The 18,648-nt window shown below is 39.1% G+C and carries 15 protein-coding genes; 2 read left to right on the plus strand and 13 right to left on the minus strand.

Annotated elements, in window-relative coordinates; translation table 11 throughout:
* Positions 1-82 precede the first annotated feature (82 nt).
* From H7T98_RS06290 to cdaA, 9 genes are all read right to left on the minus strand, one after another.
* Positions 83-1,429 (minus strand): acyl-CoA thioester hydrolase/BAAT C-terminal domain-containing protein, encoded by a 1,347-nt coding sequence (locus H7T98_RS06290; RefSeq protein WP_175057526.1) that lies wholly within the window; start codon positions 1,427-1,429, stop codon positions 83-85.
* A gap of 186 nt (positions 1,430-1,615) precedes the next feature.
* A complete protein-coding gene (locus tag H7T98_RS06295) occupies positions 1,616-2,704 on the minus strand; it encodes an NAD(P)/FAD-dependent oxidoreductase (RefSeq protein ID WP_175057525.1) in 1,089 nt (362 codons plus the stop codon).
* 66 nt (positions 2,705-2,770) lie between these two features.
* Positions 2,771-3,598 carry a ZIP family metal transporter gene (locus tag H7T98_RS06300; protein WP_037600988.1) on the minus strand — a complete coding sequence of 276 codons (828 nt, stop codon included), beginning with the start codon at positions 3,596-3,598 and terminating at the stop codon, positions 2,771-2,773.
* A gap of 12 nt (positions 3,599-3,610) precedes the next feature.
* Positions 3,611-4,399: a Nif3-like dinuclear metal center hexameric protein gene (locus H7T98_RS06305; RefSeq protein ID WP_175057524.1), complete on the minus strand. Its 789-nt coding sequence runs from the start codon at positions 4,397-4,399 to the stop codon at positions 3,611-3,613.
* On the minus strand, positions 4,389-5,075 hold the full coding sequence (locus tag H7T98_RS06310) for a tRNA (adenine(22)-N(1))-methyltransferase (RefSeq protein WP_201041570.1): 687 nt from the start codon (positions 5,073-5,075) through the stop codon (positions 4,389-4,391). The genes H7T98_RS06305 and H7T98_RS06310 overlap by 11 nt, the downstream gene beginning before the upstream one ends.
* A gap of 98 nt (positions 5,076-5,173) precedes the next feature.
* Positions 5,174-5,614 (minus strand): GtrA family protein, encoded by a 441-nt coding sequence (locus tag H7T98_RS06315; RefSeq protein WP_175057522.1) that lies wholly within the window; start codon positions 5,612-5,614, stop codon positions 5,174-5,176.
* A gap of 2 nt (positions 5,615-5,616) precedes the next feature.
* Positions 5,617-6,969 (minus strand): phosphoglucosamine mutase, encoded by a 1,353-nt coding sequence (gene glmM, locus H7T98_RS06320; RefSeq protein ID WP_013990769.1) that lies wholly within the window; start codon positions 6,967-6,969, stop codon positions 5,617-5,619.
* Positions 6,970-7,189: 220 nt separating this feature from the next.
* Complete coding sequence (locus H7T98_RS06325) at positions 7,190-8,155, minus strand: YbbR-like domain-containing protein (RefSeq protein WP_201041571.1); 966 nt, start codon at positions 8,153-8,155, stop codon at positions 7,190-7,192.
* Positions 8,152-9,003: a diadenylate cyclase CdaA gene (gene cdaA / locus H7T98_RS06330; protein ID WP_201061498.1), complete on the minus strand. Its 852-nt coding sequence runs from the start codon at positions 9,001-9,003 to the stop codon at positions 8,152-8,154. The genes H7T98_RS06325 and cdaA overlap by 4 nt, the downstream gene beginning before the upstream one ends.
* A 101-nt stretch (positions 9,004-9,104) precedes the next feature.
* Here cdaA and murT point away from each other — a divergent pair, with 101 nt between their 5' ends.
* The gene (gene murT, locus H7T98_RS06335) at positions 9,105-10,448 is read left to right on the plus strand and encodes a lipid II isoglutaminyl synthase subunit MurT (protein ID WP_049545202.1); all 1,344 of its coding nucleotides are present in this window, start codon (positions 9,105-9,107) and stop codon (positions 10,446-10,448) included.
* Positions 10,448-11,236, plus strand: a complete 789-nt coding sequence (gene gatD / locus H7T98_RS06340; protein WP_201061500.1) for a lipid II isoglutaminyl synthase subunit GatD — start codon at positions 10,448-10,450, stop codon at positions 11,234-11,236. Before murT ends, gatD begins: the two co-directional genes overlap by 1 nt.
* A gap of 51 nt (positions 11,237-11,287) precedes the next feature.
* Here gatD and mprF read toward each other — a convergent pair whose 3' ends face one another.
* The 4 genes from mprF to H7T98_RS06360 all read right to left on the minus strand — a co-directional run.
* Entirely contained in the window at positions 11,288-13,843 is a 2,556-nt protein-coding gene (mprF, locus tag H7T98_RS06345; protein ID WP_201061502.1) for a bifunctional lysylphosphatidylglycerol flippase/synthetase MprF, read from the minus strand.
* Positions 13,840-14,559 (minus strand): alpha/beta fold hydrolase, encoded by a 720-nt coding sequence (locus tag H7T98_RS06350; protein ID WP_175057519.1) that lies wholly within the window; start codon positions 14,557-14,559, stop codon positions 13,840-13,842. Before H7T98_RS06350 ends, mprF begins: the two co-directional genes overlap by 4 nt.
* Before the next feature lie 403 nt (positions 14,560-14,962).
* Positions 14,963-17,500, minus strand: a complete 2,538-nt coding sequence (locus H7T98_RS06355) for a hypothetical protein (protein ID WP_175057518.1) — start codon at positions 17,498-17,500, stop codon at positions 14,963-14,965.
* Positions 17,501-17,512: 12 nt separating this feature from the next.
* Positions 17,513-18,648 (minus strand): hypothetical protein (locus H7T98_RS06360; protein ID WP_201061504.1); only part of this gene is annotated, 1,136 nt, incomplete at its 5' end.

Genomic DNA, 18,648 nt, shown 5'->3' on the forward strand with positions numbered 1-18,648 from the left:
AAAAAGGATTTCGATTGAAACCCTTTTCGATTGAAGATAATATCTTGCAATATTCCCTTTGGGAAGTGTGCTTATCATCCTCTTAGTGTCTTTGTGCACTCATCCAGTCAAAGATACTGTTATAAGTTTGTCCATTGACACTGGCACGAGAGCCACCTCCATTGGTTGGATCAGTGGCTACCATACCACTATATCCGTCCCAATTTTTCGTATTTTCAGGATGCTGAACGCCAATCACTTGGTCATGGAAGAAATAAATCCAAGCCCAATGTCCATCATACTCTGTCCCAGGAAGATCAGTCCCAGTAGCTGTTTCAAAGTATGAGAACCACTTGTTAGTAGCTCCAGAGGTAATCAAGCTCTTATATAAAGGCAATACACTATTTTCTGGTTGTACTGTTGTATCTGCTTTCGTGTGAATCAACCACATAGGCTGACTCTTAAGTTTATCAATTCCAGATTGGTCAACAGTTAGTGGCGCTGCAATTGGAATCAGAGCTGCAAAATAATCTGGATAAGTTGCTCCCATGGTCAAGACCATACCACCACCATTTGAAACTCCCGCAAGATAGATTCGTCCCTTATCTACCTCAGGGTGATTAGCTAGGTAGGTATCAATGGTCTCTTTGAGTTGTGCTGCATTATCTGACCCCCAAGGTGTCTGTGTTTGAACAGCCAGAACATTAACCCCACGCGCCTGATCACCAGTTGTTAAGAAATGGCCTTGAATCTCAGGCTGGGTAAGCGCATAGACGTCATTTGAAAGAAGCGGAATATTCATATCTGTCCCTCTTTCACCAATGCCATGTAACCAGACTATCAATGGTTTGGTGCTATTCCCCGTACCAGTCTGGGCACTATAAGCCGCATACTGCATGTTACCTACCTGTCCTCGCTCGTCGAAAACCTCCGTCGTTGGCATCAAACGATTGTTGATGGCATCTTGCTCAGATGAAACCATCTGTGACTGACTACTACCCCCTGCCACTACTGACAAGTCTTTCATTGATACCATATAACTTTCCAGCCATTGATTGGTCCAAGTAGAAAGGTTAAAATACATAGGTTCAGCATTCCCACCCATGTTGTAGCGATTATAAGATGGTAGGCTCAATTCAAGCGTCACGTACTTGCTATTGTCATAATAGACCACATGCCCCTGATCATCAGACACATAAGAGTTCGTTACCTGACGACTGACCCCTGCTGTTGTAACCTGAGTTGAGCTGTGGACAACCTCTGGTGTGACCTTCTGATTAAATTCAAAAATGACTTTGGTTACAGCTGGTCCAAACTCATAACTTTCTAGAACAATACTTGTCTTTGTCACAGCCAAGTCTTCTGCTGCCCCTGCTTTGACAGATAGGCCTAAACTTATGGCTAGCAAAGTAACAATGACTGTCACATATACTTTAACTTTTTGGAACATAGTCCCTCCCCTTTTTTATTAGTATTCACCTACAATCGATGAACAGTTACTATTTTATCATCTTCTAATTAAATAAGAAATAGATATGAGGAACTCTAATAAAAAAAGAATCAGCTAGCATCCCTCAATAAGGAGAAATAGCTAACTGATTCATAAATTTCAATATATTGGAGGGCTTTAATACTATTAGTCTTTTTTCTTAACGTACTGAGCCACTGGATAGTCTGCACTGTCCAAACTACCAGGTCGGTTCATGGCCAAATCAACCAGATTTTTTCCAATCAGTGGCCCCGTCGTGAGCCCTGAAGATCCTAAACCAGAAGCAACAAAGACACTCTCAAGTTCTGGAACTTCTCCAAAGAAAGGAGAGAAATCACTCGTGTAGGCTCTCGTTCCCACACGTTCTGAGAAGGACTTAGCCGTACTTAAGTCAGGGAAATAGGTCTTAGCCTCTTCCTCCAGACTTGCAAGTACAGTCTCATCAACTGTCAAATCAAAGCCTTGGTCATTTTCGTGGCTGGCTCCTACCGAAATCTTTCCACCAGCAAAGGGGATGACATCTAGTTCGCCCTCTGGCATCAAAACAGGCAACTTACCAGTATCTAACCCCTCAAAGAAATAGTCACGTAATTGACCTTTTTGGGGGCGAACATCTACTTCAAAACCAAGGGGTTCAAGCGTTTGACCTAGCCAGGCACCACAAGCGAGAATGACCTTATCAAAAGTTTGAGCATTAATCTCGTAAGTGCCATTGTCAAGAGGAGAGAGTGTAACTGGTCCTTCCACCTTTACAAAACCAGAGGCCTCAATCAAGGTAGCTATCAACTCTGCCCCTTCCACTCTGGCTCCTCCAGAAGCATAGAGATAATGGTCAAATCCAGTGAATTCAGGGAGATCCTCAGCATTTTTTATAGAGAGTTCACCAATAATGGGTGATTCTTCTAGTCTCGTTTCTGCATGCTGGTACAAAGCGTCCAATTTACTATCGTCTTTCTTGAGAAGGGCTACACCAGACTGATCATAGAAGCTCGTGTCATAACCATCTTTTTCAAGATCTGAAACTAAATCTTGGTAAAAATCGGCTCCCAAACGGGCCATGCGATACCAGGCCTTATTACGACGCTTGGAAAACCAGGGGCTGATAATCCCTGCTGCTGCCTTGGTTGCTTGTCCAAGACCATGATCAAATACTGTAACTTCTACGCCTTTTTCTTTTGATAAGTAGTAGGCAGCCGTTGAACCGACGATACCTGCACCAACGATTGCAATTTTCATTTTTTACTCCATCTATTTGAAAAGAGCTGAGTCCTATATCAATAGGCACAGCTTTTTATTATTCTTTTACCCCAAGGCCACGTCCATGACCATCATGACGACAAAGCCAACCATAAGGCCCAAGGTTGCTACGTCAGTATTACCATTGGTTTGTGATTCAGGAATCAATTCCTCCGTTACCACAAAAATCATGGCACCAGCCGCAAAGGCCAAAGCATAAGGAATGATTGCCATCATCAACATGACAAGGGCAGCTCCCATAACAGCCCCTATAGGCTCCACGATGGCTGACATAGATCCCCAATAAAAGGCCTTGATACGAGATTTTCCATCTGCTCGAATAGGAACTGAGAGGGCTGCACCTTCGGGGACATTCTGCAAACCAATACCTATAGCTAGACCAATGGCTCCCATAAGACCCGCGAATGTCATATTGCCACCAGCCAAGGCTCCGAAAGTCACACCGACTGCTAATCCCTCTGGAAAATTATGAATGGTGATAGCCAAAAAGAGCAGGGCTGTCTTGGACAACTTTTTCTTACGAGGTTGAATACCTTCTGCTTTAGAGATGTCATTCCCCAAATGCAAATGGGGAACAACGGCATCAATCAAACGAAGGGCAACACCTCCAAGCAAGAAACCAGCTGCCGCAGGGAACCATGACCACTTCCCATAGCCATTTTGAGTCGCATAAGTTAAAGAGGGGTCCAAAAGCGACCAAAAAGAGGCCGCAATCATGACACCAGCTGCAAAGCCCATCATGATATCTAGCAATTTACGGCTAATATTCTTGAAGAAGAAAACAATGGCCGATCCGACAATGGTACAGCCCCAAGTAAAAAGACCAGCAAGCAAGGCCAAAAAGACCACATTTTGATGTAAAAGCCAAGTCACAGACACATCCTCCTACAAATGGTCAAAAGGATTGGTTGAGGACTGACTTTCAAGTATCGTCACATTCCAATCATGCTCAAGTTTCCAAGCTTCAAGTTTCTCAGCAATCTTTGAGATAAAAAGGGCTTCGATATGGTGCCCAGGATCAATTGCCAAGAGACCATTAGTAATCATTTCCTGTCCTGTATGGTAGTAAACATCACCAGTGATGAAGACTTGTGCGCCCTTTTTCAAAGCATCCTGGTAAAATCCTTGACCACTACCCCCACAAATAGCCACACGGCTAACTAGAGGATTGTCATGATTATAACGAACCAAGCGAACACTATCTAAGCCAAAAACAGACTTGACTTTAAGAGCAAGTTCTTCAATAGTCTGAGGCACGATATCACCTACTCGACCGATTCCATGATTTTCAGAAATCTGCGTTAAATAAGTGGTGTCTTTAATATCAAGTAAGTCACAGAACCAATCATTAAGCCCATTATTAACGACATCAATATTAGTATGACTCACATAGACTGCAATATCATGCTTAACCAGGTCAAGTAAAATATCTCGGTCAGGCGAAGACACCAAATCCTTAACTGGACGAAAAATTGGAGCATGTTTAGCAATAATGAGGTCCACACCTTTTTCAATGGCTTCGGCTACCGTATTTTCACGAACATCCAAAGTAACCATGACCTTCTGAATCTCTTTGTCCAGACTACCAATCTGCAAGCCAACCACATCACCTTCCATAGAAAGCTCCGGTGGACAAAATTCTTCATAAGTCTTAATAAGTTCACTAGCTAACATGATTCAAAACCTCCTTAATGGTTTGAATTTTATCTTCAATAGCTGTACGATCAGCCTGATTGGCCAGTGGAATGGATCCTAAAGCAATCTCTAATTTATTGATTTCGCGTTGCCATTTGAGCTGGAAAACCTGAGATTGGTCTTTCATGAGATGAGGACCAAAACGCACTTCCTTGTCCGAAAGGCTCATGTGTCCAGCTTCTGCCACCATGATTTCGTAGTATTTGCCATTTTCAGTCATGATAGACTCTGCAATAATCTCAAAACCATTTTCCATCAACCAGATACGGAGATCATCTTCACGATTATTTGGTTGTAAAATCAGACGGTCTACGCCCTTAAGTTTGTCCTTTCCAGCATCAAGGATGTCCGCAATAAGACGTCCCCCCATGCCACAGATTGTGATGGTTGTGACAGCATCAGCAGGTTCGAAGGCAGCCAAGCCATTAGCCAAGCGCACCTCGATTTTATCTTGGAAACCAGAAGCTGAGACATTAGCAAGAGCAGACTCATAAGGGCCTTTTACCACTTCTCCAGCAATAGCTGAAGTAATCAAACCTTTTTCAAGTAAATAAATCGGAAGATAGGCATGATCACTGCCTACATCCAAGAGTTTTGCGCCTTCGGGAACATAAGTTGCTACGTCCTTAAGGCGTTGAGATAATTGTACGTACATGTTTCATCTTTCTATTTTTTTAAGTCTCTTCAATTATATCAAAAAAGGAGGTTGGTAAGAAATGCTTTTAACACATTTCCTAACAACTTCCTTTTTGTTTATACTTTCTCGCCTGTAAAGACGAAGAATTTAGAAATAATATAGTTCAATACAATGATAAGGACCTGAGAGAAGAGGCTCTCGATACCGTTTACCCAAGCATGACTATAACCAACAAATTGACCAATAATTTCTGGATAGGTATCGACCAAGAAATAGGCCAGAGCCAAATCCAAGACCAAGGTCAATAGGCGAGCACCCACGAACTTAACAAAGCGCGTAACCATACCTGTCTTTTCCTGATTAAAGACAAACATGTCATTTGTAAAAAAGGCAAAGATTATGGCAATCGCATTCGCTAAGACTGCTGAAAGTGTTCCTTGTTGGGTAAACTGGAAAATCAAAGTACGACTGACCATATAGACCAAAGTTGCCAAGACACCAAAGAAAAGGTACTTGAAAACTTCGGTGGCCATGAAGGCTCTGAGCTTAGCTATCATACTTAGTCCAATCCAATTTCTGCACGAACAACATCAGCAATCGTATCAACATAGTAGTTCACTTCATCATCTGTTGGGGCTTCTGCCATAACACGAAGAAGAGGTTCAGTACCACTTGGACGAACCAAGATACGTCCATTTCCAGCCATCTCAGCTTCCATTTTTTCAATGATAGCGGCAATTGCAGGAACTTCCATAGCCTTATCTTTCATGCTATTTTCCACACGGATATTAACCAATTTTTGTGGATAGATGGTCACTTCTGAAGCCAATTCAGACAAGCTCTTACCTGTTTCAACCATGACTTTAGTCAATTGGATAGCTGTCAATTGACCATCACCAGTTGTGTTGTAATCCATGATAATAACGTGTCCAGACTGTTCACCACCAAGGTTGTAGCCGTTTTTACGCATTTCTTCGACAACATAACGGTCACCAACAGCAGTCACTGCCTTGTTAATGCCTTCACGGTCAAGTGCCTTGTGGAAACCAAGGTTTGACATAACTGTTGTTACAATAGTATTTTTAGCCAACTCGCCTTTTTGAGACAAATGTTTACCAATGATATACATCACCTTATCACCATCAACAATATCGCCATTTTCATCAACAGCGATGAGACGGTCACTGTCACCATCAAAGGCAAGACCAATAGCTGAGCCAGTTTCTTTAACCAAGGCTTGCAACTGCTCTGGGTGTGTCGAACCAACACCAGCATTGATGTTAAGGCCATCAGGTTGGTCACCAATAACAGCGATTTCTGCGTTCAAGTCAAGGAAAATGTTACGTGCAGATACCGCAGCTGCTCCATTAGCCGCATCCAAGGCAACTTTCATGCCACCGAGGTCAACACCTGTAGCCACCAAGAATTTTTCGTATTTACGAAGACCCTCTGGATAATCCACAAGTGTTCCAAGTCCTTCAGCCGAAGGGCGTGGAAGCGTATCTTCTGCAGCATCGAGAAGGGCTTCAATTTCCGCCTCACGCGCATCATCCAATTTAAAGCCATCGCCACCAAAGAACTTGATACCATTATCAAGAGCTGGATTATGGCTGGCTGAAATCATAACACCAGCACTTGCATTTTCCGTACGGACCAAGTATGAGACGCCAGGTGTCGCAAGCACTCCAAGTTTGTAGACTTCAATACCCACTGAGAGCAAACCTGCTACTAAGGCAGATTCCAACATCTCACCAGAGATACGTGTATCACGTGCCACAAAAACTTTAGGACGGCCAGTCTCATGTTGGCTAAGCACATAACCACCAAAACGACCTAATTTAAAGGCCAATTCAGGCGTAAGTTCAACGTTTGCTTCTCCACGAACACCGTCTGTTCCAAAATATTTACCCATAATTTTATTATTAGTGCTTGAGCACTAAATCCTCCTTAAACTGTGATGCTGTTTAGCAAGAGTCAATCTAGTGAAATCTATCTAGACAATCTAACTTTATAAGATTTCGCCAATATTTTCAACCCTTGATTTTAAACATTTTTAATTGGTTACATTTTTATGAGATTAGTCCCTCTCAATCCCATTCATTATACATGAATTTAGGAAAAATGTAACTCCCCTATTTTTGCGTAACTTTTAAGTTAACCTTAACAGTGCCAGGCTGAACCGTAACACCTTCTGCCTTAAGGTCTATTGTTTTTGAAGTGTCCTTAGTCACTTGGCTAATGTCCACAGGGACTGTAATGCTATCAATCTTATCCATAGCTTCTTGGCTACCAACAATAGTCACATGTCCACGATTAAAGCTATAGCTGATACTAGACACATTGCTAGCCTTATCTCCAGTCAGTTCGACCTTAACAGGAACAGATTTGCTTAATTTTCGCAAACTAATCTTGGCATGCACCTTAGCTGGTGAGATTGAACTTGCTAGGACTGTTCCATTTGTCGAAACTGCTTGAAGGACCAAGTTCCCATCATAATCTTCAGACAGGTTGGAATCGCCTTCCAATACTGCTTGAACATGATCAATCTGGTTAATGATATCTTCACTCGATGTCACCTCTACCTTGGTTGCATCCAGGCTAACTTTTTTAACTTCATAGCCATTTGCCAACTTATCTGATGTGATGTTAGCTACGACGTCAAAGGTCTTGCTGGCTTTTTTACCAATAGTCGCCGTCAAGGTTGATGGCGATACTTGCGCAGACATTCCAGCTGGAAGATCCTTAACCTGAATAGGTACTCGACTGGTTCCTTGGCCTAAATTTGACAAATCAGCAACTAATTTAAAGTGACGTGTATCACTACTTGTCTCAGTCGTTAAAGCCAGCTGTGTTGTCGCTGTCAAATAGACTTCGGCATCATAGGAATAACCACTGATAAAGTACTTATCACTATCATATTTAATATCCACAGGGACCGACTCAACGGTTTGTGTAAAGGTATTAGATGCACTTGAACTATTGCTTTTATTTTGCGAGTTCCCCGACCAGGCTGTGAAAAAGAGTACCACAGCAAAGAAGAGTGCAACTAGTATCTGCCATAAACGATCGTTTTTAAAGAAATTTACCAAACGCTTCATTTTTTGCTACCTCCCATCCAACGTTGGAAGAATGACTGACGTGGTTCTTGTTCTTTCAACAAGATAAGACTCAACTCTTCTTCAAATTCTTGAATAGAAAGATCATGGATGAAATTTCCCTTGTAAGCAATGGAAATCGCACCAGTCTCCTCTGACACAACAAAGGTAAGCGCATCTGTTTGTTCTGAAAGACCAATGGCAGCCCTATGCCTAGTTCCAAATTCTTTGGAAATCTTATTAGATTCCGTCAATGGCAGATAAGAACAAGCCGTCGCAACTCTGTTATCTCTGATGATAACTGCCCCATCATGAAGCGGTGTATTTGGAATGAAAATATTAATTAAAAGTTCCCCAGTCACCACCGCATCAAGTGGAATTCCAGTCGCAATCTGCTCTTGTAAGGTCTGAGTCTGTTCAATAGAAACCAAGGCCCCAATCTTACGAGGACTCATGTACTTAACAGCTTTAACGTAGGCTTGAACCAACTTCTCATCTGAACTAACCTCTTTATTTTGCAAAAAATGCTGAGGCGTACGTCCAAAGGTTTCAAGTGCAGAACGAAGCTCTGGCGCAAAGATTACAACTGCCGCAATGGCTCCATAGTTGATAACCTGATTCATCAAATAAGAAATCGTCGTGAAGCCTATAAAATCAGAAATCAGTTTGACTAAAATAAATAAGACAACCCCTTGAACAAGGGTCATAATTTTTGTCCCTCGTAGGGCCCTAATAAAGCGATAAATTAAAAAAGCAACAATCAATATGTCCAAACTATTGACGATAACTTTCAGCGGACTATTAAAGAGTGACCGCCAAAAATCAATATCAATGGACGAAAGTATTCCCATACATATCACACTTTCTTTTAATTTTTAAACAGTTTCTATTATACCACGAATTCTAACTATTTTGAGACTACAATCACTACTTTTTGTGATAAAATAAATTCATGACTATGAAAACTACCATGGGAATTCTAGCGGGAAAAGCTAGCCATTTCGTCCTTTCAAAATTGGGACGTGGCTCAACCCTGCCTGGAAAAATCGCCCTTAAATTTGACAAAGATATTTTAGACACTTTAGCCAAGGATTACGAGATTGTCGTTGTCACTGGAACCAATGGTAAGACTCTGACAACAGCTTTAACAGTAGGAATTCTTAAAGAAGCTTTTGGTGAGATTGTGACCAACCCTAGTGGTGCCAACATGATCACAGGAATCACTTCTACTTTCCTAACAGCTAAAAAAGCCAAGTCTGGTAAGAAAATCGCTGTCTTGGAAATTGACGAGGCTAGTCTTCCTAAAATCACTGAATACATCACTCCAAGTCTTTTTGTCTTCACAAATATTTTCCGTGACCAAATGGACCGCTATGGTGAAATCTATACCACTTATCAGATGATTTTAGATGGTGCTGCTAAGGCACCTGAGGCCACTATTTTGGCCAATGGGGACAGTCCTCTCTTTAATTCTAAAGATGTGGTCAATCCTGTACGCTTCTATGGTTTTGACACTGAAAAACACGCTCCAGAGCTGGCACATTATAATACCGAAGGAATTGTCTGCCCTAAATGTGAGAGCATTCTTCAGTATCACCTCAATACTTATGCTAATCTGGGTGACTATGTATGCCTCAACTGTGACTTCCACCGTCCAGAATTAGACTATAAGCTAACAGAGTTGACTAAAATCACTAACACTACTTCTGAATTTGTCATTGATGGACAAGATTACAAGATTAATGTCGGTGGTCTTTATAACATCTACAATGCCCTTGCTGCCGTTTCTGTCGCTGAATTTTTCGGAGTGGCTCCAGAGCAAATCAAGGCTGGTTTTGATAAGAGTCGTGCTGTCTTTGGACGCCAAGAAACCTTTAAGATTGGTGACAAATCATGTACTCTCGTTCTAATTAAGAATCCTGTGGGAGCTAGCCAAGCTCTCGATATGATTAAACTTGCAGATTATCCATTTAGCTTGTCAGTCCTTCTTAATGCCAATTATGCTGATGGTATTGATACTAGCTGGATTTGGGATGCCAACTTCGAAAGCATTATCGAGATGGATATCCCTGAAATTAACGCTGGTGGTGTTCGCCATTCTGAAATTGCCCGCCGTCTTCGTGTAACTGGCTATCCAGAAGAAAAGATTACGCAAGCAGAAAAACTTGAAGATATCATGGCCTTGATTGAAAAACAAGATTGCGATCATGCCTACATCTTAGCGACCTATACTGCCATGCTTGAATTCCGTGATATTCTTGCTCAACGTCATGCTGTCGGAAAGGAGATGAACTAATGACTTATACTTCACTCAAATCTCCAGATAATCGTGACTACACCTATGACCTAAATGTTGCCCACCTTTATGGTAATCTACTCAATACCTACGGTGACAACGGAAATGTCCTTATGATCAAATACGTGGGTGAAAAACTTGGTGCTAAGATGACCTTCGACATCGTTTCAGTTAGTGATGACTTCGACAAGGACCACTACGACATGGTCTTCTTTGGAGGTGGTCAAGACTACGAACAATCCATCGTTGCTAAAGATCTCCCAACTAAGCGTGAGGCTATTGGTCAATTCATCCAAGATAATAAAGTGATCCTAGCCATCTGTGGTGGTTTCCAACTTCTTGGACAATATTACATCCAGGCTAACGGTGTCCGTATTGATGGTATCGGCGTCATGGGTCACTACACCCTTAATCAAGAAAATAACCGTTACATTGGTGATATCAAAATCCATAACGAAGAGTTTGATGAAACTTACTATGGTTTTGAAAATCACCAAGGACGCACCTTCCTTTCTGATGATGAAAAACCACTTGGTAAAGTAGTCTACGGTAACGGTAATAACAAGGAAGATGGTACTGAAGGCGTCCACTATAAAAATGTTTATGGTAGCTACTTCCATGGACCAATTCTTTCTCGTAACGCCAACCTTGCCTACCGTTTGGTCACAACTGCCCTTCGTAACAAATATGGCCAAGACATTCAATTGCCAAGCTATAATGATATCCTTTCAAGCGAAGTTGCCGAAGAATACGCAGATACTAAATCAAAAGCAGAATTTGAGAAATAATTCTATAACATAGTAAATAGCGAAACCTCAGGGTTTCGCTATTTTTTATATCTATTTCCAAAGACGTCTTTTCTTCAATCTGTCTTCAATTTTACGATTATCAATCCTTAAAATGGCAATCATATCAAACAAGAGCCAAGTTCGTTTAGGATAAACAATGTATTTTGGAGACCATATTGGAGAGAACTTTTCCTTATAACGTTGGAGCCCACTAAAAGAGTAAAAACGCTGGGCAAAGACATAGACCAAATTGGCAACCTTCTCTTCCAAGAAGCTATCTTCTTCAGTACCCACATTCGCGAGTGGAGCCATTCCCATATCAAAGTATTGCTTTCCTTCCGCTTGGAAGTACTGGAAGAGTTTGACAAAGAGGTAATCCATGATGCCTTCAGGTGCCTTTTCAAAATCATAACGCATAAGGTCAATCGTCGCCACCCGTTTGTTTTTGGTTGGCATGATATTAGCAAAGGCTACAATTTCTCCTTCCTCACTCTCCACAATAGCAATCGGTGCCTGCTGCAGATAGGCTTCATCAAAGAAACCAAGAGAGAAGCCCTTCTCCTTACGACCGTTAAGCCAAATATCTGAGACAGCCTTCATTTCTTGCATCTGAGTCTCTGAAAATGGAGGATCAAGCAATTTAAACTGGAAACCTGCTTTTTCGACACGATTGGTTGGTTTACGGAACTTCTTACCATGCTTACCATCGACAGAGAACGTCGTCAAATCAACCATGGCGTTTTCCCCAAATTTCATAAAATCAAAGCCATAATCATGAAGCATCAGGGTAATACTCTCGTCTGCCTCATAAAACAAGGCTTGTAAATTCCAATCTGATAGTGTCTTCAAGAAAGATTCCCAAGCTGCTCGGTAATAGTTTTCATTACCTATCGGATTTCCCATAACCACACACTTGTTACTGGTTTGTGCAAATTGGAAAACTACCTGGTCTTGTCCATCGACACGATACCAAAAGAGGCGTTTATCATGTAAATAAGCCAGGGCACTTTCTGATGCACCTCCATATTTCTCAAGGAGAGCTGTGAAGCGCTCATTATCCATGCTTTGACCAAAAAGCCTGCGGGGTGCCAAAATTCTCAAGACTCCCCAAACTATGGTTGCAATGATAACTGATGCCAGTAAAATATCAAACCAAATATGAACAAAATGTCCAAGAACATCCCGGTTCTTAGGTGGCAACAAATGAGACCAAAAACCACTGCCACCCAAAACGAGAAGAACCAGAATCGTAAAGGCTAGGAAAAGAAAATCCTTGGTTTTGTCTTCCCAACTATAAACAAAGTAACGATGATACAACCTTTTTCTGATGATCAACATAAGCACCAAAGAGAGTAAAATTAGGAAAGACATGGCCCATGAAATACCATTGAGATTGACATAAATTAAGGCCAAGACAAAGGTTATCAAGGAGGCAACAAAAGCACCCTTAACCCGACGTCTAATGAGACGAGCCATGAAAATGAATAGGGTACCAAATAGGATACTTGGAAATTGCCAAATCAACTGTTCCTGAATAGGATCAAAACGGCTAATAAAGTAGACATTAGCCAAGCGTTCAGGGATTAGGGCAGACAAAATCAAGAAAATCCCTAAAAAACGTAGCAAATATACGAGAAAACGGTGGAGACTTCCACCAAATACTCGTGAAGAAAGTTTGAAGTATTTCTCGTTGATACGTCCTCCCATGTGTTTGAAAAAGAAGACAACACCAAGCATGAAGGGAATAACGTAGTAGGTTAAACGAAAGAGCAAGAGCAGACTAACCGCAAGAGCATTGCTAACCCCCATAGAGGTCAGACCGGTAATCACAATCAAATCGAAACTACCAATCCCACCCGGAATCATAGAGAAGATACCAATAATAACCGCTAGGAAATAAAGAGGAATCAGATTATAAAGTGGAACATGTAAGCCCATTAAATAAGCCACACTGACAAAGCTCCCCAGGGCCGTTCCCCATTCAGCTGTCGAAGCTAAAAGAAGACTTAGCCTCGTTTTCAACGGTACTTGACCAAAATAGGTTAACTTTTCACGACTAGAAACAAAGAAAATAAAAGGCAGATAAAGGAAAATACCCAATAAGAGTAACCAATATTTTCTTAAGTCTGGACTTAGAGGGAAGAACCAAAAAACAGCGAATACCAAACCACTTAAAAGGGATAGGCCCGACATAAAGTAAGGCAATAAACGAGAAAGTGCCTTGACACCTGTCTTTTCCTGCCCATCCTCAGAATAAAAGGAATATCGCAGACCCACATCGACCAAACCAGCAAAACCAGCCAAGTTATTAATGGTATTGACAGCCCAACTTGTTTCTAAGATATAGGATTTGGAATAATCCGTTTCTAGCTCCTTATTCAGTATGATGTCATAAAAGAGCATGGGGGAGACAGCGACTAGTCCGATGACAGCCATCAAAACAAGATGCCAAATAGACAAACCGGACAGAGCTGACTCCAGTGACTCTAAAGTGATGGTCCGTTTTAGACGAACCAATTCTATGACGACAAGAACCGTAATCGAGATAAAGAAGATGGATTTAACGGCTGCTTTTAAAGGTTGAAGTCTCTCTAAAAGACGCTTCATGCCACCACCTCTTTTCGACTAATTCTCACAAGCTCACGAATCATTTGATTAAAGACCTTATATTTACGTTGAGCTAGACGATGCCCTTCACGACGTTGGACATAGAGCTTATGAACCGGAAAGAGCTCTGAAATCTCTCTAGAATGCCTAATACTGATAACATCCCTTTGCCCCATAACTACCCAAACAGGATAGGCAGCCTGATGTAGACGTTCCCTATCTAACGGCAAGTCATGAAGCATCAGACCCGTTACCTGAGCCATGATATCCATTTTAGATGAAAATGGTGACAAGGCTTTTAAGCAAAGATATTGTATATAGACCGCGAATCTTGAGCGTCTCGTCAACCCATTAAAGGTCATATTCCCTGCATTAAGTAAGAGTCCCGCAATCCGGTCAGGATAACGACTAGCATAAACCATAGCCAAATTAGCACCGTCACTATGACCGACAAATAAGGCCTTCTTGATATTCAAATATTGCAAAATTTCCTCCAAATCGGCAGCCATCTGTTCAAAGGTCATCTTAACACTCTGACGACTGGACCTGCCGTGATTACGACTATCAATGAAAATTAAACGATAGTCTCGATACAGAATTCCTTGCTTACCAAAGTAATTTCCTGACAAATTATTGCCATGCAAAAAAACAATTGGAAAGCCTTTACCGAGATCACGATAATAGATGATTTGACCATCTTTCACTTTGAATTCCATAATATTACCTACCTTTTCACTAACGCATTCTTATACGATAATTAGTCTTATAAGGCATTAGGGCTGATGAGTTGAACTTATCACATTCCAAAACCATCTTACCCCTTCACTCCATTATAACACTTCCACTAGGCAAGAGTCAGAATATTTGTGCATTTTCTGCAAAAAGAAAAAGCCTTTTCAGGCTTCTTTAAATGAAATCTTTTTGAGACTTTCCTTAAGTGAGTACGGATGTCAGCGACCTTCTTCGAAATTCCATGACTAATTTTTGAGCCTAAAGTCTCAAAAATTCCGAGTGGCTGGTTCTAAAATGGTTCAGCCACTTTTCTCACAACAGTAAGTCTCCATATACAACAACATGACTGATAGAATACAAGCTTTATTCAATATGAACTTAAATTTTTTAATAATCTTCATCCCTAACAAAACTCTGCATTAAGGATAATTCACGAATATAGTCTATATATTTATAAACACTCTCGATATCGTGCCCTTCTCGAAGCAAGGCTGCCACCACATAGGCATATTCTTGTGATAAATCAGTCTGAAAAATCGCACTATCATCAGTATTAATAGAAACTGATAAATTATATTTCGATTCTGGTTTGATGTAACTACTATTCAGTTCTAATAAAGGAAGATCAATATATTTATTGATAAAAGATATTTTTCGATTAGATGTTGGATTACCCTCTATTCCAATCTCCATGCGATATATTTTTAGTCTTAAAATAAATTGTACCAACTTCACAGCATCAATATAAATAGAACTTGCTTCTCCTGTAAACGTTTTAAAATGGTTAGCTTTGTATTTATCACAGTAATGATATTTTATATACAATTCCCTTGCCTTAGGATTGTTGGCAGCTGATTGATGTTTCGAATCGTGCCAATTAATTCTAGTTTGACAACAAAATTTCACTTTATCATAGTTCCACCTATCACCATACTCTAAATAAACCTCAGGATCATCTCCTCGAAGCTTGTATGCCTCATAAAAGTCATAGAGTGTATATAACTTATCAAAATTATAATTTCCCTTTACTCGGTCAAATTCTCTTTCCAACATACTTAAAATATCATATTCTTTATAAGATAAATTTGAAATAAAATCCTTAACTTCAAACCTATCTATATGAGCTCTAATGAAATGATACATCCAAACAATATCATCAAAATACTCCTCAACATTCGATACAATCGTATAACGTTTCTTTTTAAAATAAGCATTAACATTTAAACCTAAGGCAAGTCCATGTCCAAAACGATCTCCCGAACCATAATCTAAAAATTCAATAACCTCATCCATAGCACGTAAGCCATTTGCAAGAGTCGTAAAGTCTTCACCCGCATGGTAGGTAATTCCAAAACTATGAGATTCTTTGATTTCCTTACGCAACAATCTAAAACTTGGTCCAAAAACCTCTGGTCTAACATTAAGTTCATAATTAGCTGTATCGACACCAACAATCTTGTCATACTGACTCTTTTCGTTATCATCAGCATATTGAATACTTTCAAAATAAGCAAGTAAAGGATTGATTTGATTTTTCAAGTTGATGTATGACTTTTCTTTACGAGATACCCCACACTCTATATTAAAATCGTTTTTATCTTTAATAAAATGAACAATAATACCATACTTGAGTAGTTCATTCTCTCTATTAACCCTCATTGCAATCTTCTTATTCGCCCTATTTAAAGAACTAATCAGAGAATTATAAGACTTTATATTTTTCTTTGGTGCAATCCTAAATTCAACTTTCTTAACATTCTTTTCGGAGTAATATTTATCAAAGACTGAATCCAAGATTCTAGAATTGTCATCGCAAATGAGAAGATTTTCCTTAATATTTTCGCTACGTTTGAACTTCTCAAAACCCATTCCAACATTATCTTGACTAAAGAATTTCTTAAATCTATTAGTAGCTAATAAATAACAGTTTAACAAATAGAGATCAAAGTGAGACATTTTACCACTAAGATAAGCACTAAATAACTCTTTAAGAAACATTCTTTCTACTAAGAAAGGGTATTTGGGATTTCCAGAAATAAAACGATACTTTTCTTCCCAACAACTAGAAAGTGAACTCAGGTCATCATCAATTCTAGACTGGATTAACTCTAACTCTTCTTTGTTTACTGTGTGAAGTAAAAGTCTAACATTTTTCTTAAACTCTTGATATTTTTCACTTTCGTCATAGTGAACTAAGTACTTCCCAAAAAGATAATATTTAACGACTTTGATTTTTAAAAACGCCAGTTCTTCCTGTTCATAATCCATATCAAAGGTTTTCAAAATCTCAAAAAAAATCTTAGATTTTGCTTGTAAGTAATCGCCGTGAATTTCTGTTGAAAAATCATACCAGTTCATGTCACTAGTATAGCCAGACCCCTTTAGATGCATATGGTTATCACTTATTCCCTTAGAAAGTATAGAATTCAACCTAGCATTATCATGGCTAACCTTATGGGAATCGTCAGACAAAATATTTCGTCCCTCTAAAGCAGATTTCATTGCAAACAGAATGTTTGCATCAATCTTATTAATAATACCATTCCACTCTAAGAGGTGGTCAAAATGAATCGTTACTTTTCCATTTCGATAAAACATTAAGTTATCCGCTATATAAACAAAAAAGTTTATTGTATTCCCCTCAAATCCAGTTGGCGAAACCTTCTTTGATAGTTCGACATATTTATCTAGTAAACAATTAATTTCATCATCATTATAGTCATAATAAATCTCCCGATATATTTTTTCTACTTCATTAAGATAATCTAATCCAAATTCATATTTATTATGGGTTAGCCAGAAAAACGAATGCCAGTTTTGAGAATAAGATTCGTCACGCAAGTGACCATCCATCTCTATTCTTAGAGCTCTTTGAAGTGGAAAATCCTTATAAAATACACGTAAAAAGCGATCTATCTGTTTCATTGACAATTTACCTTACTTTAAGTATTTATTATAAAACTCTGCTAACTTATCAAAGTCGGCTCTAAGATATGTCTTTTCATCATTTATATGTTTCAGTATAATATCAAATTGTTGCTTCTCTTCGCCTTTTAAAAATACAAGATCTTTTTTCAATCTACGAACTAATTTTTCACGTCTATCCCCTATTGTATCTATTTTCACGTTTAATTTACTCTTAAAATAATTAACCGCTTCATAAAAATATCTGAACTTACTTCTATACAGCTTTTCACTATTTTCATTATTCTTTTCTGAATCACCTACTAAATGTTCATAGTAACTAGAATAAGACTCTATATCGTCTAGTGGATATAAGGGAGGATAGTTAATAGGAAACTCTTTTTTTTCATTTTTATTGTTAAACATATAAGTCCTCATGGTATTAGCATCGTAATCGAAGTTCAAAAGAGCCTTCTTTCCAGATATAGTACCATTAATATTCTTAAGCACAGTCTCAAAAGGTTTTGTGGGTGTACTTGATATATAATTTTGTCTCACAAAGATATCTACCTGAAAAGCATTTTTGAAGAAATAAGGTGCTTGTTGTTCCTCTTTCTCGACTAGATTAATAATACTATTGATTACATAATCCCCCTTATTACATGAGATATAAAATGACAAGTAATATTTAGCTGCTCGTTCAAAATAAATAGGGTTAAAAGTATAAAGTTTTCTATATACAAATTGACTAAACCCTCTTTGGATATTCTGTCTGATATCCCCAAAGGCACTAATCTCAGAGTTAATAAAATTATTTACAAAGTCATTAAATGTTGTATTAGTACAATTCACCTGTTTATTCAAATCAAGAGTATATTCACCATTATCTCTCTCAGGATTTCTGTAATCAAAATAATTGAAGTCTTCCGGCATAAAGCTGCAATTTATGAGTTGCAAAAATTCATCTAGTTCAGGAATCCTTTTATAGATTTCTGTGATTACTTCTTTAAAATATTTTTTCTGTTCATCTTTCTGTATAATAGAACCGTTATTGTTAAAGTAATTAATTCTTTTTTCCTTGTAAGACTTAATAACCGAATCCCCACTTTTTACTAAATCTTTGAGTTTATTATAACTCCAAAAAAAATTAATCGAGAGCTCTATTGAAT

Source organism: Streptococcus sp. 23.2 (assembly GCF_016648665.1).
Taxonomy (GTDB): Bacteria; Bacillota; Bacilli; order Lactobacillales; family Streptococcaceae; genus Streptococcus; species Streptococcus salivarius_E.